24 protein-coding genes and 1 other RNA gene are annotated in these 22,263 nt (G+C 70.5%); 7 read left to right on the forward strand and 18 right to left on the reverse strand.

Annotation, left to right across the window (positions count from 1 at the left end):
* Positions 1–6 precede the first annotated feature (6 nt).
* The 13 genes from mraY to ACSQ2B_RS08295 form a co-directional block, all read right to left on the reverse strand.
* A complete protein-coding gene (gene mraY / locus ACSQ2B_RS08235; protein ID WP_436048912.1) occupies positions 7–1,116 on the reverse strand; it encodes a phospho-N-acetylmuramoyl-pentapeptide-transferase in 1,110 nt (369 codons plus the stop codon).
* Positions 1,116–2,513 carry a UDP-N-acetylmuramoyl-tripeptide--D-alanyl-D-alanine ligase gene (locus ACSQ2B_RS08240; protein WP_436048913.1) on the reverse strand — a complete coding sequence of 466 codons (1,398 nt, stop codon included), beginning with the start codon at positions 2,511–2,513 and terminating at the stop codon, positions 1,116–1,118. Before ACSQ2B_RS08240 ends, mraY begins: the two co-directional genes overlap by 1 nt.
* Complete coding sequence (locus tag ACSQ2B_RS08245) at positions 2,506–3,960, reverse strand: UDP-N-acetylmuramoyl-L-alanyl-D-glutamate--2,6-diaminopimelate ligase (protein WP_436048914.1); 1,455 nt, start codon at positions 3,958–3,960, stop codon at positions 2,506–2,508. Before ACSQ2B_RS08245 ends, ACSQ2B_RS08240 begins: the two co-directional genes overlap by 8 nt.
* Positions 3,957–5,708, reverse strand: a complete 1,752-nt coding sequence (locus tag ACSQ2B_RS08250; protein ID WP_436048915.1) for a peptidoglycan D,D-transpeptidase FtsI family protein — start codon at positions 5,706–5,708, stop codon at positions 3,957–3,959. Before ACSQ2B_RS08250 ends, ACSQ2B_RS08245 begins: the two co-directional genes overlap by 4 nt.
* Positions 5,705–6,130: a cell division protein FtsL gene (ftsL, locus tag ACSQ2B_RS08255; protein WP_436048917.1), complete on the reverse strand. Its 426-nt coding sequence runs from the start codon at positions 6,128–6,130 to the stop codon at positions 5,705–5,707. The genes ACSQ2B_RS08250 and ftsL overlap by 4 nt, the downstream gene beginning before the upstream one ends.
* Positions 6,127–7,062 (reverse strand): 16S rRNA (cytosine(1402)-N(4))-methyltransferase RsmH, encoded by a 936-nt coding sequence (gene rsmH / locus ACSQ2B_RS08260; RefSeq protein ID WP_436048918.1) that lies wholly within the window; start codon positions 7,060–7,062, stop codon positions 6,127–6,129. Before rsmH ends, ftsL begins: the two co-directional genes overlap by 4 nt.
* Positions 7,059–7,244 (reverse strand): hypothetical protein, encoded by a 186-nt coding sequence (locus ACSQ2B_RS08265; RefSeq protein ID WP_436048919.1) that lies wholly within the window; start codon positions 7,242–7,244, stop codon positions 7,059–7,061. Before ACSQ2B_RS08265 ends, rsmH begins: the two co-directional genes overlap by 4 nt.
* On the reverse strand, positions 7,241–7,708 hold the full coding sequence (locus ACSQ2B_RS08270; RefSeq protein WP_436048920.1) for a division/cell wall cluster transcriptional repressor MraZ: 468 nt from the start codon (positions 7,706–7,708) through the stop codon (positions 7,241–7,243). The genes ACSQ2B_RS08265 and ACSQ2B_RS08270 overlap by 4 nt, the downstream gene beginning before the upstream one ends.
* A 390-nt stretch (positions 7,709–8,098) precedes the next feature.
* Positions 8,099–8,440, reverse strand: a complete 342-nt coding sequence (locus ACSQ2B_RS08275; RefSeq protein ID WP_436048921.1) for a hypothetical protein — start codon at positions 8,438–8,440, stop codon at positions 8,099–8,101.
* 17 nt (positions 8,441–8,457) lie between these two features.
* An RNA gene (rnpB, locus tag ACSQ2B_RS08280) (RNase P RNA component class A) lies at positions 8,458–8,858 on the reverse strand.
* A 70-nt stretch (positions 8,859–8,928) separates the two neighbouring features.
* Positions 8,929–10,029: a hypothetical protein gene (locus ACSQ2B_RS08285; RefSeq protein ID WP_436048922.1), complete on the reverse strand. Its 1,101-nt coding sequence runs from the start codon at positions 10,027–10,029 to the stop codon at positions 8,929–8,931.
* A gap of 80 nt (positions 10,030–10,109) precedes the next feature.
* Complete coding sequence (locus ACSQ2B_RS08290) at positions 10,110–10,535, reverse strand: cupin domain-containing protein (RefSeq protein ID WP_436048923.1); 426 nt, start codon at positions 10,533–10,535, stop codon at positions 10,110–10,112.
* 3 nt (positions 10,536–10,538) lie between these two features.
* Positions 10,539–11,258 carry a peptidoglycan recognition protein family protein gene (locus ACSQ2B_RS08295; RefSeq protein ID WP_436048924.1) on the reverse strand — a complete coding sequence of 240 codons (720 nt, stop codon included), beginning with the start codon at positions 11,256–11,258 and terminating at the stop codon, positions 10,539–10,541.
* A 190-nt stretch (positions 11,259–11,448) separates the two neighbouring features.
* Here ACSQ2B_RS08295 and ACSQ2B_RS08300 point away from each other — a divergent pair, with 190 nt between their 5' ends.
* The gene (locus tag ACSQ2B_RS08300) at positions 11,449–12,198 is read left to right on the forward strand and encodes an endonuclease/exonuclease/phosphatase family protein (RefSeq protein WP_436048925.1); all 750 of its coding nucleotides are present in this window, start codon (positions 11,449–11,451) and stop codon (positions 12,196–12,198) included.
* On the opposite strand, the gene ACSQ2B_RS08305 is transcribed toward ACSQ2B_RS08300, so the two are convergent.
* Positions 12,173–13,666, reverse strand: coding sequence for a phospholipase D-like domain-containing protein (locus tag ACSQ2B_RS08305; protein WP_436048926.1), 1,494 nt, complete (start codon positions 13,664–13,666; stop codon positions 12,173–12,175). The genes ACSQ2B_RS08300 and ACSQ2B_RS08305 overlap by 26 nt on opposite strands.
* A 280-nt stretch (positions 13,667–13,946) precedes the next feature.
* The gene (locus ACSQ2B_RS08310) at positions 13,947–14,276 is read right to left on the reverse strand and encodes a hypothetical protein (protein WP_436048927.1); all 330 of its coding nucleotides are present in this window, start codon (positions 14,274–14,276) and stop codon (positions 13,947–13,949) included.
* A gap of 177 nt (positions 14,277–14,453) precedes the next feature.
* Between ACSQ2B_RS08310 and ACSQ2B_RS08315 the strand changes: the two genes are divergently transcribed.
* Positions 14,454–14,666, forward strand: a complete 213-nt coding sequence (locus ACSQ2B_RS08315) for a DUF1289 domain-containing protein (protein ID WP_436048928.1) — start codon at positions 14,454–14,456, stop codon at positions 14,664–14,666.
* Between the two features lie 88 nt (positions 14,667–14,754).
* Here ACSQ2B_RS08315 and ACSQ2B_RS08320 read toward each other — a convergent pair whose 3' ends face one another.
* Positions 14,755–15,714 carry an alpha/beta hydrolase gene (locus ACSQ2B_RS08320; RefSeq protein WP_436048929.1) on the reverse strand — a complete coding sequence of 320 codons (960 nt, stop codon included), beginning with the start codon at positions 15,712–15,714 and terminating at the stop codon, positions 14,755–14,757.
* Positions 15,715–15,935: 221 nt separating this feature from the next.
* On the opposite strand from ACSQ2B_RS08320, the gene ACSQ2B_RS08325 reads away from it, so the two are divergent.
* Positions 15,936–16,634 (forward strand): TetR/AcrR family transcriptional regulator, encoded by a 699-nt coding sequence (locus ACSQ2B_RS08325; RefSeq protein WP_436048930.1) that lies wholly within the window; start codon positions 15,936–15,938, stop codon positions 16,632–16,634.
* Between the two features lie 89 nt (positions 16,635–16,723).
* Positions 16,724–17,257 carry a TIGR02281 family clan AA aspartic protease gene (locus tag ACSQ2B_RS08330; RefSeq protein WP_436048931.1) on the forward strand — a complete coding sequence of 178 codons (534 nt, stop codon included), beginning with the start codon at positions 16,724–16,726 and terminating at the stop codon, positions 17,255–17,257.
* On the opposite strand, the gene dusA is transcribed toward ACSQ2B_RS08330, so the two are convergent.
* On the reverse strand, positions 17,201–18,220 hold the full coding sequence (gene dusA / locus ACSQ2B_RS08335) for a tRNA dihydrouridine(20/20a) synthase DusA (protein ID WP_436048932.1): 1,020 nt from the start codon (positions 18,218–18,220) through the stop codon (positions 17,201–17,203). The genes ACSQ2B_RS08330 and dusA overlap by 57 nt on opposite strands.
* A 100-nt stretch (positions 18,221–18,320) precedes the next feature.
* On the opposite strand from dusA, the gene ACSQ2B_RS08340 reads away from it, so the two are divergent.
* Positions 18,321–18,644 (forward strand): hypothetical protein, encoded by a 324-nt coding sequence (locus tag ACSQ2B_RS08340; RefSeq protein ID WP_436048934.1) that lies wholly within the window; start codon positions 18,321–18,323, stop codon positions 18,642–18,644.
* 38 nt (positions 18,645–18,682) lie between these two features.
* Here the strand turns inward: ACSQ2B_RS08340 and ACSQ2B_RS08345 are convergent, their stop codons facing one another.
* Entirely contained in the window at positions 18,683–19,672 is a 990-nt protein-coding gene (locus ACSQ2B_RS08345; RefSeq protein WP_436048935.1) for an AraC family transcriptional regulator, read from the reverse strand.
* A gap of 239 nt (positions 19,673–19,911) precedes the next feature.
* Here ACSQ2B_RS08345 and ACSQ2B_RS08350 point away from each other — a divergent pair, with 239 nt between their 5' ends.
* Positions 19,912–21,420 carry an aldehyde dehydrogenase family protein gene (locus ACSQ2B_RS08350; RefSeq protein ID WP_436048936.1) on the forward strand — a complete coding sequence of 503 codons (1,509 nt, stop codon included), beginning with the start codon at positions 19,912–19,914 and terminating at the stop codon, positions 21,418–21,420.
* Entirely contained in the window at positions 21,413–22,255 is an 843-nt protein-coding gene (locus ACSQ2B_RS08355) for an amidase family protein (protein ID WP_436048937.1), read from the forward strand. Before ACSQ2B_RS08350 ends, ACSQ2B_RS08355 begins: the two co-directional genes overlap by 8 nt.
* Positions 22,256–22,263: the final 8 nt, after the last annotated feature.

Genomic DNA, 22,263 nt, shown 5'->3' on the forward strand with positions numbered 1-22,263 from the left:
GCCTCCCTATCGCAGCTTGAGGGTGGCCAGCCCGAGGATGGCCAGCATGAGTGAGACGATCCAGAACCGGATCACCACGGTGGACTCCGACCAGCCGAGCTTTTCGAAGTGGTGGTGGATCGGCGCCATCAGGAAGACCCGCCGCCCCGTGCGCTTGAACCAGGCCACCTGGATGACGACGGACAGCGTCTCGGCGACGAACAGCCCGCCGATCACCGCCAGCACGATCTCGTGGCGCGTCGCCACGGCGATCGAACCGATCGCCCCGCCGAGCGCCAGGGAGCCGGTGTCGCCCATGAAGATCCGGGCGGGCGGGGCGTTGTACCAGAGGAAGCCCATGCCGGCGCCGATCAGGGCGCTGCAGAAGACCGCAATCTCGCCGACGCCGGGCACGAACTGGAGCTGCAGGTATCTGGCGAAGACGAAGTTGCCCACCAGGTAGGCGATGAAGCCGAAGGCCGCCGAGGCGATCATCACCGGCACGGTCGCCAGCCCGTCGAGACCGTCGGTAAAGTTCACCGCATTCGCCGCGCCGACGATTACGAAGGCGCCAAAGGCCAGATAGAACCAGCTGAGGTCGACCACCGCCTCCTTGAGCAGCGGGAAGACCACCGAGGTCAGCAGCTGGTGGTCCTGCGGCGGTTTCTCGGCAAAGAAGATGATCAGCAGGATGGCGGCGACCGCCAGTCCGGCCTCGATCGCCAGCCGCGACAGGCCCGACAAGCCGGCCGTCGTCTGCTTGGTCACCTTCGAGTAGTCGTCGAGGAAGCCCAGCACGCCGTAGCCGATGGTGACCAGCAACACCGCCCAGACGTAGACGTTGCTCAGGTCGGCCCAGAACAGGGTGCCGATAACCAGGCCCGCCAGGATCATCACCCCGCCCATGGTGGGGGTGCCGGCCTTTTCGATGATGTGGCGCTCGATGCCTTCCTTGCGGATCGGCTGGCCCTTGCCCTGTTTCGCCCGCATCCAGCGGATGAAGCGCGAGCCCATCAACATCACGACCAACTGGCCGGTGAACAGCGCCATGCCCGCGCGGAACGTGATGTAACGGAAGATGTTCAGCACGGGCACGTGCCCGCCTGCCGCCAACTGCTCGTAGAGCCAGAAGAACATTAGCTCGTCTCCCCGCCCACAGAGTCGAGTGCGGCGAGCGCTGCTGCCACAGCGCCGGCCTTCGACCCGTTGGACCCCTTCACCATCATCACGTCGCCAGGCTCTGCGGCCCGGACGACTTGCGGCGCGAGTTCGGCCGCGTTCTCGGCGTAGCCGCCCCGCCGAGTCGGCGGAAGGGCGTCCCAGAGCGATTTCATCAGGGGGCCGGCGCAGAAGACGAGATCGATGGACGCCGCCTCGATCGGCTCTGCGAGGGCGGCGTGGAAGCGAACGGCCTCCGGACCCAGCTCCAGCATGTCGGTAAGCGCGACAATGCGCCGCCCACCGGTGTTCCGCGCGCCGAGGGTGGCGATCGCCGAGGCCATGGAGATCGGGTTGGCGTTGTAGCTCTCGTCGATCAGGGTGAAGGCGCCGCCGGGGATGCGCACCGTCTTCTCCGCCCCGCGTCCGGCCAGGGGCTCGAAGGAACCCAGCGCCGACAGTCCGTCGCTGAGGTCGACGTCGAGCGCCTCCAGCATTAGCAGCACGGCCATGGCGTTGAGGCCCCAGTGCTGCCCGGTCTGCAGGATCGGGAAGTCGAGTCCCCGCCCGTGCAGGCGCGCCCGGACCATGGCGTATCCGCCGGCCGCCTGGAAATCGATCAGCCGCGCGTCGCAGCCCTCGACGGTCCCGAAGGAGCGCACCACGGCGCCGGCCTTCTGCGCCTCGGCCTTCAGGACGTCGAACCAGCGGTTATCGGCGTTGAGGATGGCGATCCCGCCGGGCTCGAGCCCCGCGAAGATCTCCGCCTTGGCGCGGGCGACGCCGGCCTCGCCGTCGGGGAAGTTCTCGGTATGGACCGGCCCCACGGTGGTCACCACCACCGCCTGCGGGCGGACCATGCGGACCAGCGGCCGGATCTCGTCGGCGTGGTTCATGCCGATCTCGAAGACCGCCCGCTCGGTCTCGCGCGGCATTCGCGCCAGGGTCAGCGGGACGCCGATATGGTTGTTGTAGGACTTGACCGACGAATGCGCCCTGCCGGCCAGCATCAGCCCGGCCATCACCGCCTGGGTGACGCTGGTCTTGCCGACCGAACCGGTGACCGCGCCTCGCCTCGCCTGCGGCCCACGCTCGCGGGCGGCCTGGCCGAGTCGCTCCAGGGCCTGCAGGGCGTCGCCGACCACGACGGCGGGACAGCCGACGTCGCGGGTCACCAGCGCGCCGGCCGCGCCCTTGGCGAGCGCCTGTTCAACGAACTCGTGGCCGTCGCGCACGCCGGCGAGCGCCACGAACAGATCCCCCGGTTCAAGCGAGCGGGTGTCGATGGAGACGCCGGTCGCGCGGAAGCCGCCGCCGACGGACGCGCCGCCGGTCGCCCGGGCGATGTCCTCTGAGGTCCAGAGCGGTTCAGCCACGGGCCTGCTCCAGCGCCTGCGCGGTCTCCGCCACGTCGTCGAAGGGATGGGTGACGCCGGCGATCATCTGGCCCTGCTCATGGCCCTTGCCGGCCACCACCAGGATGTCGCCCTCGCCCAGCAGGGCGCAGGCCTGGCGGATCGCCTCGCGGCGGTCGCCGACCTCAAGCGCGCCCGCTGCGCCCGCCAGGACTTCGGCGCGGATCGCCGCCGGGTCTTCGGAACGTGGATTGTCGTCGGTGACGATGGCCAGGTCGGCGAACTTCGCGGCGATGGCCCCCATCAGCGGGCGTTTGCCGCGGTCGCGGTCGCCGCCGGCGCCGAACACCACGACCAGCCGGCCTGTCACGTGCGGCCGCAGCGCGGTGAGCACCGTCTCCAGGCCGTCGGGGGTGTGGGCGTAGTCGACATAGGCCTCGCCCCCGCGCGGCCCGGCTCCGACGCGCTGCAACCTTCCGGGCGCGCCCTCCAGGGCCTCGAGACCGGCGATCATCTGCTCGACGCTCAGACCCGCCGCCAGGCAGAGGCCCGCCGCGACCAGGGCGTTGGAGGCTTGGAAGCCGCCCGCCAGCGGCAGCACGAAGTCATAGACGCGGCCGTCGATCTCGATCTTCAGGCGCTGGCCCTCGGGCAGCAGGCTGCGTTCGACCAGCCGGATCCCCTGCCCCGCCTCGCCGACGCTGACGACGGTCTGGCCGGCGGTCACGGCCGCCGCGGCGAAGGCGTCATAGGCCTCGGAATCGGCGTTCAGCACGGCGATCCCGCCCCGCGGCAGAAGCGTCTCGAACAGCCGAAGCTTGGCCGCCCTATAGACGCCCATGGTGCCGTGGTAGTCGAGGTGATCCTGGGTCAAGTTGAGGAAACCGGCCGCGGCCAGGGTCACCCCGTCCAGCCGCCGCTGGTCGACGCCGTGGGACGAGGCCTCCATGGCGAAGTGGGTGACGCCGCGGCTCGCCGCCAGCGCCATCAGCTGAGCCACGTCGGCGGCGTCCGGCGTCGTCAGGCCGGGCGGGGTCACCTGTTCGTCGAAGCCGTCAGGCCCGGTCAGGCGGACGCCGAGCGTCCCCATGCTGCCGGCCTTCAGGCCTGCGTGGGCGAAGATCTGGCGGCAGAAGTTGGCGACCGACGTCTTGCCGTTGGTGCCGGTCACCGCCACCACGGTCGCCGGCTGGGCGCCGTGGAAGGCGGCCGCGGCGAGCGCATAGGCCCGGTGCGGATCGGAGACGACGACGGTCGGGACGGACAGGCCGAGGTCGCGGCTGGCGATCACCGCGACGGCGCCGTCCTCCACCGCCTTGGCGGCGAACGTGGTCCCGTCGACCTTCGAGCCCGGCAGGGCGGCGAACAGGACGCCCGGGCGCACCTTGCGGCTGTCGGCGGTGACGCCGGCGATCTGCGGATCGACCGCCAGCTCGCGTTTCACCAGGTCTGAAAGGCGCGGGCTCAATGTTCTTCCCCTGGGTCGGTGGGGTCGGCGGTGACCTCGGTGAAGGGCGCGGTGTCCATCCGGCGCTGAACGCCCACGAAGGGGGCGATGCGCTCGATGATGCGGCCGGCGGCGGGGGCCGCGACGATGCCGCCGGTCGGGTCGAGGCCGGTCTGGTCCGGTTTCGGCTCGTCCATCAGCACCAGGACGAAGTAGCGCGGCGCGGTCAACGGCCCGTCCGTCGGGAAGACGGCGGCGAAGGAGGAGACCTGCCGGGTGGTCGAATAGCGGCGGGCGATCGGATCGAACTTGTCGCCGGTGCCGGTCTTGCCGCCGACGTTCAGGCCCAGGACGTTGGCCGACTTGCCCGAGCCGCCGGTGACGTTGGCGCGCATGATCTGCAGCAGGCTCTCGCTGGTGCGCGGCGAGACGATCTGCGGTCCGTCGACGCGGGCGCCGGGCGGCAGCTTCTTGATGGTCAGCGGCAGCAGCTTGCCGCCGTTCAGCAGGCCCGTATAGGCGCGCGCCACGGCCAGCGGGCTGACGTTCATGCCGTGGCCGAAGGAGGTCGAGGCCATGGCGTCCTCGTCCCAGACCTTGGGCGCGAGCGGCCGGGCGCTCTCCAGCAGTTCGACCTTGGCCGGCTCGGTCAGGCCGAACGCCTTGAAGTAGCGCTCAAGCCGCGCCACGCCGATCGAGGACGCCAGGCGCGCCGTGCCGATGTTGGAGGAGTGCTGGAACACCTCCACCAGGGTCAGGACCTTACGGGTCGCGTGGTAGTCGTGGATGGTGCGGTAGCCAAGCTGGAAGGGCTCGCGCGCGTCGAAGGTGGACATCGGCGTGGCCACGCCGCTGTCGAGGCCGGCCGCCACGGTGAAGCCCTTGAAGGTCGAGCCCATTTCGTAGATCGCCGCGGCGGCGCGGTTGACGCGCGCGTCCAGGCTGGCCGCGCCGGCCTTGTTCGGATCGAAGGTCGGATAGTTGGCCAGGGCCAGGATCTCGCCCGAGTGGACATTGACCACCAGGGCGACGGCGCCCTTCGGATGGAACTGGGCGACGGACTTGTAGAGCTCGTCCTCGGCGGCCGCCTGGATGCGCAGGTCGATCGACAAGGGCATGTTACGGCCGGCGGCGGCCGCGTCGTGGATGTCGGTGTTGAAGGCCGCCTCCGCCCCGGCCAGGCCCTCGCCGCCGCCGTCGACGAAGCCGATCAGATGGGCGGCGGTGTAGCCCAGCGGATAGACCCGCCGCTCCTCCGGCTCAAAGCTGACGCCCGGCAGGCCGAGTTCATAGACCTTGGCGCGGACCTCGGGCGTCAGCGCGCCCACCAGGAAGGTCCGCCGCCCCGAACGCAGGGCCTTTTCCAGACGCTCCGGCGCGACGCCCGGCAGGGCCGCGCGCAGCGCCCGGCGCGTCTCGGCGGCGTCCCAGATCTCCCGCGGGTCGATGTAGAGGCCGTAATGCAGCAGGTCGGCGGCCAGCAGCTCGCCGTTGCGGTCGACCAGGTCGCCGCGGGCGGCGCCGACCGGCGGCGCCAGGCTGTCGGCGCGGCCGGTGTTGGCGAACAGGGCCGCGCTGGTCGCGCCGATCGCCAGGGTCAGGAAGCCCGCCGCGAACAGGGCCGCCACGAAGAAGATGCGGATGCGGGCGTCGTCCTGCGGCTTGTCGGAGGCGCGGGCGCGCTCAAAGGCGTGCTCCAGCCGCCACATGGTCCGCGCCAGCCAGCGCGACACGGTGTCGGCGCCGAGGGATTGCAGGCCGAGGCTCATTGCGCAGGGGTCTCCGGCGCCCGCGCCGGGGGCGGTCGGGTCGGGTCGAAGCTCAGCGGCTGATGCGGCGCGACCGGCATGCCGTCGCCGGGCGTCTTGCCGGTGATCATGGCGGTCCGGGCGATGTCGCCCAGGCCGGCGGCGTCGACGTCGCGCTTGATCGAGACCGGCGCCAGGCCGAGGTAGGCCACCGACAGGTGCTCCAGGCGGGCGGGCTCCTCGAGATGGGCGACCTCGGCCTGCAGCAGGCGGATGCGCGCCTTCTCCTCGCCGATCTGCCGTTCGACGCTGGCGATCTCCGTGCGCTCGCGCCCGGCCATGGTCTTGGCCAGGTAGACGCCGAGGATCAGCGCCACCAGCAGGGCCGCCGCGATCAGGTCGACAAGGCGGAAACCGCGGACCCTTCGATCGAGCAGGCTCATGCCGCCTCCTTCCATACGGGCGCGGCGGTGCGAACCGCGGCCCGAAGCTTCGCCGAACGCGAGCGCGGATTGGCGTCGACTTCCGTCTGCGACGGCCCCTGGGCGCCGTTGAACAACAGCTGGAAGCTCGGCGGCGCGCCGGCGGCGAGCGGCGGCGCGTGGCGCGAGCCCGCCGGCGTTCTACCCGCTCGCACCGACAGGAAGGTCTTCACGATTCTGTCTTCCAGCGAATGGAACGTGACGACGCACAGGCGCCCGCCGGGCGACAGGGCGCGCTCTGCGGCTTCGAGGCCCGCCTCGAGCTCGGAGAGCTCCTCGTTGACCGCGATGCGGAGCGCCTGGAACGACCGGGTCGCCGGGTGAACCTTGGCCCCGCGCCGGCCGCCGAGCGCACGCTCGATGAAGTCCGCCAGCTCCAGGGTGCGGGTGAAAGGCTGCTCGACGCGTCGGCGCACGATGGCGCCGGCCACGCGGCGGCTTTGCCGCTCCTCGCCGTAGACATAGAGGATGCGGGCCAGCTCCGACTGCTCGGCGGTGTTGACCAGGTCTGCGGCCGTCTGCCCCTCGTCGCTCATGCGCATGTCGAGCGGACCGTCGCGCATGAAGGAGAAGCCGCGCTCGGCCTCGTCCAGCTGCATGGAGGAGACGCCCAGATCGAGGGCGACGCCGTCGACCGCGCCCTCCCCCACCACGTCGGCCATTTCCGAGAACCGCGCCTGGATCAGGCGGAAGCGGTCGGCGGGCAGGCCCTCGGCGAAGCGGGCCGCGGTGGGATCACGGTCGAAGGCGACCACGCTCGCGCCGGTCGCCAGCAGTGCGCGGGTGTAACCGCCCGCGCCGAAGGTCCCGTCGACCACGGTCTCGCCCGGGCCGGGCTTCATGGCGGCGATCACCTCGTCGATGAGCACCGGCTTGTGGGGCGATGGAGTCATCGCCGATGCTCCAGGGCGTCTTCCCACCCCGGCAGGAGAGGATTGGGCGCCGGTCGGCTGGACGCGGCGTCCACCGGAGCATCCTGGCTGTCAGGGCGATCGAAGAGGTAACGCCGGCACCGCGGCTCACCCAGCGCCCTCGCCGCGAGCGAGGCCAGGTCCAGGGCGTCGAGCTCGTTCATGCTGCACCCCCAAGGCGGGCGACGCGCTGCTGGGCGCGCAGCTGCGCCAGACCTTCGCGGGCGGCCTCGCGCTGGGCGGAGCGGTGGGCCTGGAAGGCCTCGCGCGACCAGATCTGGAACCGGTCGCCCAGCCCCACGACCGCCACCCAGTCGGTGAGGCCGAACATGTCGCAGAGGCTTTCGGGCAGGGTGATGCGGCCGGCGGTGTCGAACGACAGCTTGGCCATGCCGCCGAGCACCGAGGTCTCCAGCGCCGAACGCAGCGGGTCGCCGAACTCCAGCTCCTCGATCACGCCCATGTAGCGGTCGAACAGGGCCTTGCCGCCGCCCTCGATGCAGTCGGCCTCGATGGAGGGGAAGCAGAAGACGCCGTCGAACGGGCCCGCCGCGAGCGCACGGAATTCCTGCGGCACGACGATGCGCCGTTTGGCGTCCAGCTGTTTCTCGAAGGTCGAGAGAAACATCCCGCCCTGGCCCCTGTTTGCGGCCGGAAAATCCGAACCGCCCCACCTCGCCGCTACAGACCTGCCCCTGGCGCTGCAGCTGACGATGGATAATGGGTTAACATGGGACGAAATGGGATACAATGACTCTGGCGGGCTCAAGCGGGCCGAATGGAGGGGCCTTTGAGGACCTATGGTTAACGCGCGCTAATTATCCACAGAACGTACAGAGAACCTATTAAGCATCGTGCAGCACGGTGTCATCTCGTCCCAGTCTCCGGGGGACGTTCGTCCCTCGTAATCGGCGCGACGATGCTCGGATCGCTGGCCGCGGAGCCTTGCGGCGGCCGACGATGACCGTCGCACTGCGTCAGATCGGCGCGGCGGACAGAAATCGCAGCCCCCGGGCGCTCAGAAGGCGGTGCAGGAGGCGGCCGCGCGCCAGGCCGCCCAGCAGAACAGCGCGAGCGGCGCCGCCGCCAACAGCCGGCCGAAACGCCGCCAGCGCTGGGCGCGGGCGAACAGCAGCCAGAGGACGAGCCAAGCCAGGGCCGCGGTGGACACCGCCAGGACAAAGGGGGCGTCGGCCGGACCATAGGCTGGGAGCGCGAACGGCAGGCGGCCCGCCTGCAGACGGCCGTTCCAATAGCAGAGGCTCGCGGCGAGCGCGGGGCCGGTCAGATAGGCGGACACCATGAGGACGGCGGCCGCCAGCCAACGCCGCGCCTCGCCGCTATTCCGAACCTGTCGCATCCGTCTCTCGGAACAGTGGGACCAGACGGCCTGTAAGCCGGGTTCTGTGCCGCCCGACGCAAGCGTCGGACGCGGCGGTCATTCCTCTGGACCGACCCTCGCGGGCCGGTTCTCGCGACCTACCCGGACTCCTCAGGCCTACGACAGCCCTACCTGCCAAAGATCGCTCAATGGCCGGCGCGGAATCCCTATTCGGTCTTGCTCCTGGCGGGGCTTGCCATGCCGTCCCTGTCACCAGGCACGCGGTGCGCTCTTACCGCACCCTTTCACCCTTGCCGACGCAAGCGCCGGCGGTTTGCTTTCTGTGGCGCTATCCCTAGGGTCGCCCCCGGCGGGTGTTACCCGCCGCCATGTCGTCGTGGAGCCCGGACTTTCCTCGAACGCGCTTGCACGCGCCCGCGACCGCCCGGCCGTCTGGTCCGCGCGGAAAGTGATGGCTCGGACCGGCTGGGTCAAGCTTGGCCTGCACCGAAGGATCGAGATCCCGCTCAGCCCTTGCGCCGCACATAGCTCCGCCCGTCGAGCCAGATGACCGATTTCGGGTCGGCAGGGTCGGTGACCAGGATGCGCGTCTCCTCGCCGCCGTCGTCCCAGCGGATGCGCAGCGCCAGGCCGTCGACGCTGTAGCTCCCCCGCTCCTGCGGCCGCACGGCCCGGGTCACCACCGAGGTGGTTCCGGCCGCGGCGGTCGAGCCGACCGAGCCGCCGCGCAGCACCACGCCGTCGGACCAAAAGCGATACTCGCTGACCGCGCTTACCGACTCAGAGCCGCCGACGGCGAGGTTTCCGCCACCGGAGAGCCGACGATAGAGGCCGTCCAGACGGAAGCCGGCCGGCAGCTTGGCGTAGGTGCGCGAGAAGGGCAGAGCCTGCCACCCCTTGCTCTTCAGCAGCTCGATCTTGCCGCCCGCTCGCCGCCAGCGCGTCCAGTCCTGCGGATGGGCGGCGCGATGCGCCGCCGGCCCGCCGGGATAGGACAGGCCCTCCACATCCTTCAGCGCCGCGCCGTCGCGCATCAGGACGACCGGATAGATATCGGTGGTGATGAAGCCGCCGATACCCATCGCCGCGCGGGTGTCGAAGCCGAAGCTGTCGATCTGCCGGGCCAGGGCCACGGCGGTCCCAGACGCGCCGGCCGGCCGTGGCGGCGTCGTCCTCGCGGCCTCGGCCCGGGCCGGCGCGCGGCGACCGCCGAGCGCGCTCGGCGGGATCGCAAGCATTCCGCTCTCGGAACGGATGAGGGTGACCGCCGCGCGGCAGGGGCGAACGCCGGCCGCCCCGATCTGGCCGATCAGCAGGTCCACGTTCTTGGTCAGCTGCGGGCCTGAGACCCGGTCGTTCTGCAACTCGGACATTTTCGGCCGAAAGGCTTCGATCCGGTTGCGCGTCGCCCAGGCGTCGACCTCGCTCCGCTCCGCGGCCGAAAAGCCGCCATCGGCCCGGCAGCTGTCGGCCAGCCGCTCGACGCTCATGATCACGAGCGCGGCCTTCATGCTCGCCTCATAGTCGGGCCCGGCGGGCTGCGCCGCAGCCGCCTCCGGGGACAGCGCCGCGCCGACCAACGCCAGGAGCCCAAACCGAGACCGCATCGCCCGCCTCCTCCGCATCAAGGCCAAGGTGTCGCGGCGATATGGTCAGATCATGGCTGCGCCGTGGCTGTCGGGGCGACTCAGGGGCTCCAGCCGGGCGGCGCCAGCTCGAAGCCGGCGAATTCGAAGCCCGGGGCGACCACGCAGGCGACGAGGGTCCAGCCGGCCCCGGTCTGCGCCGACTGCCAGGCGCCTGTGGGCACAAGATGCTGCAGTGTATGGCCGTCGTGGGGAGCCGGGCCGAGCACCACCGTCTGCGGCGGCTCACCGGGGGCGGCGACCGAAAGCTCGAACGGAGCCCCGGCCTGAAAGAGCCACAGCTCGCCCGCGTCCACCCTATGCCAATGCGACCGCTGGCCGGCTTCCAGCAGGAAGAGGATGGCGCTCGCCGCCGCGCGGCCGCCCGGAAGTACAGCCTCCGCCCGCCAGGTCTCGCGATACCAGCCGCCCTCCGGATGGGGGGCGAGGTCGAGCGAGGCGATCATCGCCGCGGCGTCGGCCGACATGCCTCAGGCCCCCAGCCGCAGCAGGGCGATCAGCCGTGCGCGGGTCTCGCCGTCGGCGATCCCGTCGATCTTGCCGGGACGCCAGTGGCGCTGGAAGGCGCGGACGATGGCAGCCGTGCGCGCCTCATACTCACCGGACGGCGCGCAGTCGAAGCCGAGCCGCGTCAGCCCCGCCTGCAGGGCGAAGACTCCCGGTCCGGTCTCGCCCTCGGCCAGCGGCAAGCCCGGCGCGGCCGGAACCTCGACCCAGAAGCCGTGGCCGGCCTCGGCCAGCCGCTTCCAGGGGAAGAGCTCGCCGGGGTCCTCCTTGCGATCGGGCGCCACGTCGGAGTGGCCGACGATCTGGTTGTCCTCGATGCTCCAACGGCCGCGGATGTCGTCGATCAGCTCGATCACCGCGGCGATCTGCGCCTCGGGAAAGGCGCGATAGCCGAACTCGTGGCCGGGATTGACGATCTCGATGCCGATCGAGGTCCCGTTGAGGTTCTGCCGGCCCTTCCAGCTGGAGACGCCGGCGTGCCAGGCCCGCCGCTCCTCGGCGACCAGGCTGAAGACGCGGCCGTCCTCCTCCACCAGATAGTGGGCCGAGACCTTGGCTTCGGGCGCGCGCAGCCGGTCCAGCGCCGCCTGGCCGGTCGGCATGCCGGTGTAGTGCAGGACGATCATGTCCGGCGGCGCGGTGCGCGCGTCGAAATTGGGCGAAGGGGCGGGGATCAGCTCCATGCCCTTTGTCTTAGAGGCTCCGGTCCAGGCTGGCGACGGGGAACGACCCGCCCAACGGCGACGGGCGATTCAGGCGCTCTGACGGCGACGCCCGCCCTCCATCCGTCGAGAACCTACTGAACGGGCCACGTCCCAACGCCCACGGTCGCGCTTGCGTTCGGCGGCTGACCTCGGCACTGGTCTGCGCCCTATGCCACGCATCGTGACCTACAATGTGCATCGCTGCGTCGGGAACGACCGGCGGCTGGACGTCGCCCGCATCGCCGCGGTCCTGGCCCGGCTGGAGCCCGACATCGTCGCCCTGCAGGAGCTGGACGTCGGCCGCGCGCGCACCAACCACGTCGACCAGGCGCGCGAGATCGCCGAGCGGCTGGAGATGGCCTGTCACTTCCACGCCGCGATGCGGGTCGAGGCGGAGCTCTATGGCGACGCCATCCTGACCGCCTTCCCCGAGAAGCTGATCCAGACCGGCCCCCTGCCCGGCTATTCGCGGCTGCCGCAACTGGAGCCCCGGGGCGCGCTCTGGCTCGAAGTCACAGTCGACGGCAAGGCCGTGCAGATCATCAACACCCACCTCGGGCTGGTGCCGCGCGAACAGCAGCACCAGGCCGCCTTCCTGGCCGGGCCGTCCTGGCTGGAGCATCCGCGCTGCGCCGGGCCGAAGATCCTGTTGGGCGACTTCAATGCGACCGGGACCTCGGTGGTCTATCGCACCCTCACCGCCAAGCTGGAGCCCGCGCGGCGGCTCGCGCCGACGAAGCAGCCGACCTCGACCTTCCCCTCGCAGCTGCCGGTGCTGCGCATCGACCATCTGTTCGTCAGCCCGGAGATCGTGGTGCACGACGTCTTCGCGCCGTTCGACCCGCTGACCCGCATCGCCTCGGACCATCTGCCCCTGGTGATGGATTTCGACGTCAGGGACTTCGCAGTCTCGCCGTAGTCGGGCGGGCAGCTTGAAGCATGGCGTCCTTCACCGCCTGGGCCTCCCGATAGAGGCGCTCGCGCCGGCGGTTCGGCCGCCAGGCGTCGCGCGGATCCTGAGGGTCGCCCAGGTGGTATCTGGTGACGAACTCGCCGAGCGTCGTGGTCGCGGGCGGCTCGATGGCATGCAGCCGGCCCTCGCGGTTCAGGGCGTCGAGGGCGCCCACCAGCCCGCCGTACTCGGCCCGCGCCTTGGCGACCGCGTCGCCGGTCTGGGCCATGAAGTGGCCGACCAGCCGGTCACGGAAGGCTTCGATCTGCCGCCGTGTCGGCTCGTCCTGCGCCTCCACCCCGAGCTCCAGCTCGGTGTCGAAGCCGCCGGATCGGTTGTTGAGATTGGCCGAGCCGACGCGGGCGATGCGGTCGTCGATCACCGTCACCTTGGAATGGACGATGATGGTCTCGCCGTTCGCGGTCGCCGGCCAGAAGGCGCGGAAGCGGCCGAAGATGTCCGCCGCCCTGAGGCGCCAGATCATCGCGCCACGCGCCCGGTCCATGGTCAGATGGTCGAACCAGCTCGGCGCCCGCCCGGTGGAGACCAGCACCACCTGAGGCCCGTCCGGCTCGGCCAGCCGCGCGGCCAGGGCCTCGGTGATCACCGGCGAGGTGAAATACTGGTTCTCGAGGTAGATGGTCTCCCGGGCCTCGGCGATCGAGGCGAGCGTCAGCTGGCGGATCTCGTCGACCTCCGGCCGCCGCTTCCACTGCGGCTCGGTGCGGGCGATCGCCACCTCGACCTCGCGCAGCTGGGCGGGGACGTGGTCGGGCCAGGGATCGCCGCCGGCGTCGGGCGGGGGCTGGAGCACCATGCCGGTCGACCTGCGCCAGCGTTCGCGGGCGAGGTCGCCCAGCTCGCGCGCCGCCGCGCCGTCGACCATCATCATCACCTCGTGGCGCGGCTCGTGGCACTCCTGCCTGGGCATGATGCGGCGCTGGTCGCCGTCCTTGTGCGCCGGGGAATCCCAGCGGTCGACGGAGATGTCGCCGCCGCCGCAGAAGGCCAGCCGGTCGTCGATCACCAGCACCTTCTGGTGATGGCAGGCCCCGAAGGGCACGGAATCGTCCAGCCGGAACTTCACCGGGGTGTTGCGGAAATACTTCCGCGCCTTGTGCGGGAAGAACTCCTGGCTGGCGGCGATCGGCAGGGCGGAGCGCCAGATCAGCAGCCGCACGTCCAGCTCGGGCCGCGCCGTGGCCAGCTCCACCAGAATGCGGCCGACCTCGTCCGGATCGTCCGGACCGTCATAGCCGTCGGGGAACAGCCGGGTGCGCGGATCGAACCCCCAGCCCAGCAGCAGGACCGAGCGGCGCGCCTTCTGCAGGGCGTCGAAGACCGCGGTGAAATAGGCCTCGTTGTCGATCAGGAAGGCCGCCCGCTCGGCTCGCGCCGTACGCCAGCAGGTGCCGCCGGGTCTGAACACCGTCATCCGCCGTCTGATCCTTGTCCTCGCCAGGCCCCGCCCGCCCCACGAGTCCTTCCTGCTCGCATTGCATCAATGCGGGCGGACGAGAAGGGCTCTCGTCGAAGAGCGACGCCCCGTCCGAGCGGACCGGCCTCCAGGTCGGACGGCGCGGGGTCCTGGTGGAAAGCCTACGGCGAAGGTGGGTTCCGGCGGCCCTGCTGACAAGAAAGGACGCGCTGGCGGGGGCGGCCGGCGCGTCCGGTCGGGGCGACCATGCGGGGCTGAACCGCGGGGGGAACGCCGATCAGCCGACGGCGGCCGCCTTGGTGGTCCCCGCGTAGGCGCCGCAGGGACCGGAGAGCTCGGCCTGCAGTCGCGCCTTGCCCTCGCCGCGGCTCTGGCGCTTGGCCCGGGCGAATTCCTCGTCCGCCCGGTCGAGGATGGCGGGCGAACGGCCGATGGCGGCGCTCTTCAGATAGGCGTCGATCGCCGAGGCGTCCGCGCCGACGCCGGCGGCGATGCCGCGGCAACGGCTGGCCCGCAGATAGTCCACGTCGGTGGCCGGGGCGGCGACGGCAAGGCTGGCGGCGGAGGCCAGGCCGATGGAAACGAGGGTGACAGCGGCGATGTTCATGATTTCTCTCCCGTCGAAGTGTTCGTCCGAAGAGAACTTGCCAAACCGCCCCACTACACTCAAATGAAATGGCCGTAATGAAGCCACACCTACATTAAATCTCAGAAATATTACATCCCAGTCAGGTTCCGCCATAAACATCTTGTAATGTTCGCAAGGCGAAGGCATGCAGCCGGCATGCGACCGCCCGGCCCGCCCCGTCCGATCAAGACGCCCTGCATCCAGGTCTGCGCGGTCGACGACGAGAGCGGCCTGTGCCTCGGCTGCTTCCGCACCCTGGCCGAAATCGCCGGCTGGAGCCGGCTGACGGACGCCGAGCGCGACCGGATCATGGGCGAGGCGCCGGCGCGGCGCAGCCGGATCGCGCCGGAGAAGCTGGGCGGCGCCTGAGCTTCAAACGTCCGCCGTCATGGCCGGCCTCTCGCGCGCCCGACCGTCCCGATCTCCGCAGCACGGCCGACCTCGGCCGCGGTGAGGCCTATGCCCGTGGAGCGGCCAGCGCCTCTTTGATCATCGCCTGGGCCAGCTCCAGCACCACGACGAAGTCCTGCGCCGCCGAGGGGATGACCCGGCGGAAGCCCAGGAAGCCGTGGATCGTCCCGGCGAACTCCCGATAGGTGGTCGGTACGCCCGCGGCGATGGTCTTGGCGGCGTAGGCGCGGCCCTGGTCCCGTAGCGGATCCAGGCCGGCGGTGACCAACAGCGTCGGCGGCATCCCGGCCTGCTCGCCGGCCAGCGGCGAGGAGCGCCAATGACCGGGCTGCGGCTTGAACACGTCGAAATAGAAATCCATGTCCGTGGTGTCGAGGCCGAAGCCCTTTCCGAACGCCGCGTCCGACGGATACGAGACGCCCGGATCAGTCGCCGGATAGAGGGCCATCAGCAGCACCACGGGAACGGCCGCCGGCCGATCGCGCAGCGCCAGCCCCGCCACCAATGTCAGATTGGCCCCGGCGCTGTCGCCGCACAGCACCAGGCTGGTGATGGTCCGGTCGAAGACGGCGCCGTTTTCGGCGATCCAGCGGGTCGCCGCCTCGCCGTCGTCCTGCGCCGCCGGCCACGGATGCTCCGGGGCCAGCCGGTAGTCGACCGAGATCACCGGCAGGTCGAGCCGGCGCGCGATCTCCGCGCACATCGAGACGTGGGTGTCGATGTTGCCGATCACGAAGCCGCCGCCGTGGAAGAAGACCACCGCCGGCCCGGGCTCGCGGCTGGCGCGGGCGTCGAACATCCGGATCGGGATGTCGCCGCCGGGACCAGGCGCGACCGCGTCGCGGGTGACCGCGAGGTCGCCGACCGGCGGCTCGAGCATGGCCATGCCCGCCGGCGCCATCGGCCGCATGGCAGCGATCGTCTCCGCGGTCATGGCGGGCCGCGGATTGGCCTTCAGCATGTCCAGGAAGGCGCGGACGTCGGGGCGCACGAACGGCTCGGTCATGGATCTCAAACTCCCTGGGGGGCGAACCTCGACGATATGAAGCCCGCAACATTCAAGTCAACTGACTTAATTTGCGGGGTGACGAGCGGGATCGTTCGCGCCTAGGTCGTCGGTCAATCGGCTTGCCTGCGAGGGCCCTCGTCGCTGACCCTCAAGTCGAGCGACGGCCTCAAGGCCAGATGATCGACGTCGCGACCGGACTGTAGACAAAGCGCAATGGAATGACGCAACGCGAGAGCCGCCGGGCGGACGCCTCCGCCGCCGACCGACTGATCGACGCCGCCGAGGCGCTCTACGGGGAACAGGGGCTGGCAGGCGTCTCCCTGCGCCAGATCAGCGTGGCCGCCGGCAGCGGCAACAACTACGCCGTCCAGTACCACTTCGGCGACGTCGCCGGCCTGATCCGCGCCATCCTCGAAAGGCGCACGCCGGAGCTCGAGCGTCAGCGCGCCCAGCTGCTCGCCGAAGTGAAGGCGCAAGACCGTCTCTCGGACTCCCGCGTCCTGATGAACGTCCTTTACCGGCCGCTGATCGAGTACGTCGACGCCCGCGGCGAGCGGACCTATGCGCGCTTCCTGCTCGCCCTGCACAGCTCGCCGACGGGGATGCAGCACGCATCCGACATGTTTCGGCTGACGCCGATCGCGGACCAGGTCCACGATCTGCTCCATCTCGCCAACCCCGAGATCCCGCCGCCGCTGATCCGTGAGCGGCAACGGCTGATCGCCATCATGGTGCTCACCAGCATCTTCAACCGCTATGCGCCCTATCAGGCGGCGCGCTTCGATACGGCCCTGATCGACAACGCCCTGGAGATGGCGACCGCCGCGATCACCGCCCCCCTCAGTCCCGCCGTCCAGGAGATGATGGGGCAGATCAAGGGCAAGAAGCCCGGCTCGATGGATCCGGGTCCCGGGTGACCCGCCCCCGTTCACGGCTTGCAAACGACCGCGCGCGTAAGCTTGCCGCGATAAGGGCCCTCAGCGGCCTGCGATGGGTGGAGACCCTGGTGCCCGACTTCCTCCGGTTCGCGATGGTCGCCCTGGTGGCGGCCGCCTCCGCGGTGGGCTCCGCCGAAGCCGTCGTGCTGTTGGCCGACTACCATCCCCAGGCCTTGCGCGCCGCGACTGTCGAGACCGCCGCGGCGGGATCCGGCGTCGCGACCACGCCCGCCGTGCGGGGAAGTGCTGTGATGAAGGCCAGCGACGGCCACTTCTGGGCCGAGGGCGATGTGAACGGGACGCCTGTGCGTTTCCTGGTGGACACCGGCGCCACCGCCGTCGCCCTGACGCCCGAAGACGCCGAGCGGCTCGGCATCGACCTGCAGCGGCTGCGCTATGGCTACACCGTCGTGACCGCCGGCGGGCGGGCCCGCGCCGCCTCGGTCAAGCTGACCTCCGTCAGCGTGGCGGGCGCCAAGCTCGCCGACGTCGACGCCCTGGTCATCGAGAAGGGGCTCGACGCCTCCCTGCTCGGGATGAGCTACCTAGGCCGCCTCTCCAGCTTCCAGGCCACGCGCCAGGCGCTGTTCCTCCACCCCTGACATCGCGGCCAGGGCCCGGTCGACCACCTCCAGCCCGGCCCCCGGCTTCACGCCCTCGACGGTGAGGATCCGCCGCCAGGCGCGCGCGCCCGGCCGGCCGTGAAACAGACCCAGCATGTGCCGGGTCATCGCCGCCAAATGGGTTCCGCCCTCCAGTTGGCGGGCCATGTAGGGTCGGTAGCGCTCGATCGCCTCGGCCTCCCCCACCGGCGCGCCCTCGCCGAAGAACCGCGCGTCGATCTCGCCCAGGATGGCGGGCGTGTGATAGGCGGCGCGGCCGAGCATTACGCCGTCCACCTGCCCGAGCTGCGCCTCGGCTGCATCGAGGTCGGCGATCCCGCCGTTGATGTCGATGACCAGGTCCGGGCGCTCGCGCTTCAGCCGCCAGACCAGCGGATAGTCGAGCGGCGGCACGTCGCGGTTCTCCTTCGGCGACAGGCCCTGCAGCCAGGCCATCCGCGCATGGACGATGAACCGGCGCACGCCCGCCTGAGCGCAGAGGTCCACCAGGGTGAAGAGGCTGGCTTCCGGGTCCTGGTCGTCGACGCCAATGCGGCACTTCACTGTCGCCGGGACCTTCACCGCGGCGAGGATTGCGGCCATCCCCTCGGCCACCAGCTCCGGCTCGCGCATCAGGCAGGCGCCGAACCGCCCCGACTGCACGCGGTCCGACGGGCAGCCGACGTTGAGGTTGATCTCGTCATAGCCCTCGGCCTCGCCGATCCGCGCGGCGGCGGCGAGCTCGGCGGGCTCGGAGCCGCCGAGCTGCAGCGCCACCGGATGCTCGCGATCGTCGAAGGCCAGCAGCCGCTCACGGTCGCCGTGCAGGATCGCCCCCGTCGTCAGCATCTCCGTATAGAGCAGGGCGCGCGCCGACAGCTGCCGGTGCAGCATCCGGCAATGCCGGTCCGTCCAGTCCATCATAGGCGCGACAGAGAAAATTTTTCCTTGATTTTTCCGCATGTTATGAAATCAGTTCAACGAACTAAAAGCGAACATGTGCACTGGAAAAACGCCCAAATACGCCTGGTTTTGACGTACCAGTGCACACGGAGCGCACACGGTGGCGACCTTCAAGAAGCTCTCTTCCGGCAACTGGCGGGTCCAGGTTCGACGCAAGGGTCGCTACCTCAGCGAAACGTTCCGACGTCATGCCGACGCCCAGGCGTGGTCCATCGCGGTCGAGCGTAGGATCGACCGCGGCGAGACGCCGACGAAACGGTCCCGGGTCGATCCGACCACCTTCGGCCACCTCATCGACCTCCATATCGACGATCTGAAGGAGGTGGGAAAGGCGCCCCGTCGCTCCAAAGTAAGGCATGGTGATGAAGAGGGCGATGACCACGCCGAGGGCATGCCACCCGCGTCCAGCCGCCCGATCTGTTGATCGGCGCCCTGTCGATCGTGGCCGCGCGGGGCGGGCGCTTACGCCACATGCCCTCCGTTCGCCCGGCGCAGAGTCTCCGACGGGCGGCAGCCGAACTGCTCACGGTAGTACTGGGCGAAACGGCCAAAGTTGGTGATGCCGCTCTCCAGCATCAGGTCGGTGACCGTGGCGTCGCTCTTCGAGGCCTGCAGGGCTGCGTGCAGCCTTTTGAGGCGGCGCGCGCGCACATATTCGCCGGGCGTCATGCCTAGGAACTGCTTGAAGCCGTTCTGCAGGCTGCGCACGCTCACGCCGACCTCCTGGGCAAGGCCTTCGATGGTGATCGGCTGGTCCAGGGCAGCCTCGATGAGGTCGCGGGCCCGCCGCACGTGCCGCGGCGAAATGCCGGGGCCGTCACCGACCAGGCAGTCGGCGTAGTTGTGCGGCTGGCTGCCCAACAGCATCTCCATCAGCACCCGCGCGTACTGCTCGTAGAGGCGCGGGGCCGCGGCCAGGTCGGGGGTGAGTTCAACCTGCGCCAGGATGTGCAGCAGCAGGTCCCGCCAGGCGCTGGGCAGCGGGCTTCCCGGGCGGCTGACCGGCGCGAAGGCCAGGGGCTTGCGCAGGCGAAGGTCCAGCACATTGGCGGCGTACTGCTCAACCTGCACCCGGGGCAGGCGCACCGTCAGGTGGCGGCACGCCCGCGTCACGTGAAACACCACCGCCTCGTTCGGCGACGTCACGTGCAGGGTCTGCGCGTCGAACACATGGGATTCGCCCGCCTTGGCCGCCGTGGTCGCCCCGCCCAGGCCGAGGTGGACGAGGTAGTGGTCCGGCGTCGCCACCGGCGTGATCACCACCTCCGCGCCGTACTGCAGATCGGCGATCAACACTCCGCCGACTGCCACAGAACTGACCCGCGCCGCCAGCGGGGCGCGCTCGGAGAGCTTCATGCGGTGCGGCGCGATTCGCCGGCTCATATAGTCATAGGTCTCGTCCGCATTCGCCGACGAGAAGCGGTCGAAGTCCACGGACCTTGCCAGACCCATGCGGGAGCTCCTCTCGAACTCTTCGGACCAGGCCGGGGAGGGCTTCCTGCCAGCGAGACCTCGGCCACGAGTCCGAGCGAGACCGTCGATACTTGAAAAGTCAAGTGATCTGCCGGTGAGGCCGCCCTGCCCCGCCGACGCTGCTTAAATTGCGGAACGCGGACGGGGCGTTCGCATATCGAATAGCCGTCCGGCGAGGTACGGAGGACTTTCCCTGAGGCATGATCAGGGAGATGCGCATGGGCCCGGCGACACTGGACCAGACGGGACTGGCCGGCGAGGCGGCGCGCCGATTCCTGTCGTCGCCGCGGCGGATGCTCATCGACGGGACTTGGGTCGAAGCGATCTCGGGCGCCCGGATCGAGGTTCTCGACCCGGCCACGGGCGGGGCCCTGACGAGCGTACCGGCGGCTGACGCACGCGACGTTGACCGGGCGGTGGCGGCGGCGCGCCGGGCTTTCGAAGGCGACTGGAGCGACATGCGCCCAGTCGAGCGCGAGCGGCTGCTGCTGAAACTGGCGGATCTGCTGGAGGCCCGCGCCGACGCGTTCGCCGAACTGGAGGCGCTGGATAGCGGCAAGCTGCTGGTCATGGCGCGCCACGGAGACCTGTCGATCGCGATCGATTCGCTGCGTTACAACGCCGGCTGGGCGACAAAGATCGAAGGCGCGACCATCACGCCCTCCTTCCGCTACGTGCCCGACCTGCGCTTCAGCGCCCACACCCGGCGCGAGCCGGTGGGGGTGGTGGGGCAGATCATCCCCTGGAACTTCCCATTGGTGATGGCGGTCTGGAAGATCGCCCCGGCGCTGGCCGCCGGCTGCACCGTGGTGCTGAAGCCCGCGGAGGACACGCCGCTCACCGCCCTGGCGCTGGGGGAGCTGGTCGCCGAGGCCGGCTTCCCGGACGGGGTGGTCAATATCGTCACCGGCGACGGCGCGGCCGGCGCGGCCCTGGTCGACCATCCGGACGTGGACAAGATCGCCTTCACCGGCTCGACCGAGGTCGGCCAGACCATCCAGCGCCGCGCCGCCGCCACCATGAAACGGGTCTCGCTCGAGCTCGGCGGCAAGTCGCCCGTGGTGGTCCTGAAAGACGCCAATCTGGAGCAGGCGATCCAGGGGGCGGCCATGGCGATCTTCTTCAACCACGGCCAGGTCTGCACCGCCGGCTCCCGGCTGCTCGTGGAGCGGCCGATCTACGAGGCGGTGGTGGAGGGGCTGGGCCAGGTCGCCGAGGCCTTGCGCCTCGGCGCCGGGTTCGATCCTGCAAGCCAGATGGGGCCGCTCATCTCCGCGCGGCAGCGCGCCCGGGTGAAGGGCTATGTGGAGGCCGGCGAACGCGAGGGCGGTCGCCTGGTCGCTGGCGGGGATGCGGTGAGCGGGCCGGGCTTCTTCTTCCGACCGACGGTCTTCGCCGACACCACGCCGCAGATGCAGATCTGCCGGGAGGAAATCTTCGGCCCGGTGGTCGCGGCCATGCCGTTCGATGAGCCGCAGGAGGCCCTGCGTCTGGCCAACGACACCAGCTTCGGCCTGGGCGCCAGCCTCTGGACCAATGACCTGTCCCTGGCCAATCGCATGGTCCCCAAGCTCCGGGCGGGGACGGTCTGGGTCAACTGCCATAATGTGCTCGACCCCGCCGTGCCGTTCGGCGGCCTGAAGCTCTCGGGCTATGGCAAGGAGTTGGGCCACTCGGCCGTGGAGCTCTACACCGAGGCCAAGACCGTAACGGTCGCCCATGTCTGAGGCGTGGGTCTCCGGGGGGGTCGCCGAGGCGCTGGAGCGCGCGCGGGCCTTGAACGCCATCGCGGCGGTGAGCGACGAGCCCCCGCCGCCGGGGGCGCCGGTCGTCACGGTCAAGGACAACATCGCGGTGGCCGGCCTGCCGCTGACCGTCGGCTGTCCGTACTTCGACGGCCTGCAGCCCGTCCGGGACGCGGCGGCGGTGCGGCTGCTGCGCGCCGCCGGCGCGGCCCTGCCGGTGAAGACGACGCTGCACGAGCTCGCTTGCGGGGTGACAGGCGTGAACGCCTGGAGCGGCGCGGTGCGCAATCCGCACGCCGCCGACCGCATCGCCGGCGGCTCGAGCGCAGGCTCCGCTGCGTCGCTGGCCGTGGGCCTGGGCGACGTCTCGCTGGTGACCGACACCGGCGGGTCGGCGAGGATTCCGGCGGCGCTCTGCGGCGTCATCGGCTTTCGCCCGACGCACGGACGCTATCCGGCCGACGGGCTCGTCACGCTGTCGCCCTCGCGCGACACCCCCGGCCTGATGGCCCGCTCGTTCCGGGCGCTCAGCTGGGCGGACGCGGTGCTCAGCGGCGAACCGCCCGCGCCTGCGCCCGGCCTAAGCGGACTGAGGATCGGCGTGCTCGACCTCGGAAGCGACCTGAGCGTTTGCCCGGCGGTGCGGGCGACCTATGCCGAGGCGTGCGAAGGGCTGCGCCGAACCGGCGTGGTCCTGGTCGCCGTTGACCTCGGGCCGGTCGAGCAGCTGGACGAGTCGATCGGCTTCACCATCGCCCTCTACGAGACGTTCCACGCCCTGGCGCTGCGGGGCGGCGCTCACGGGCGGCAGCTATGACGACCTCG

The organism is Phenylobacterium sp. LjRoot225, assembly GCF_964252855.1.
In the GTDB taxonomy this organism is placed as follows: domain Bacteria; phylum Pseudomonadota; class Alphaproteobacteria; order Caulobacterales; family Caulobacteraceae; genus Phenylobacterium.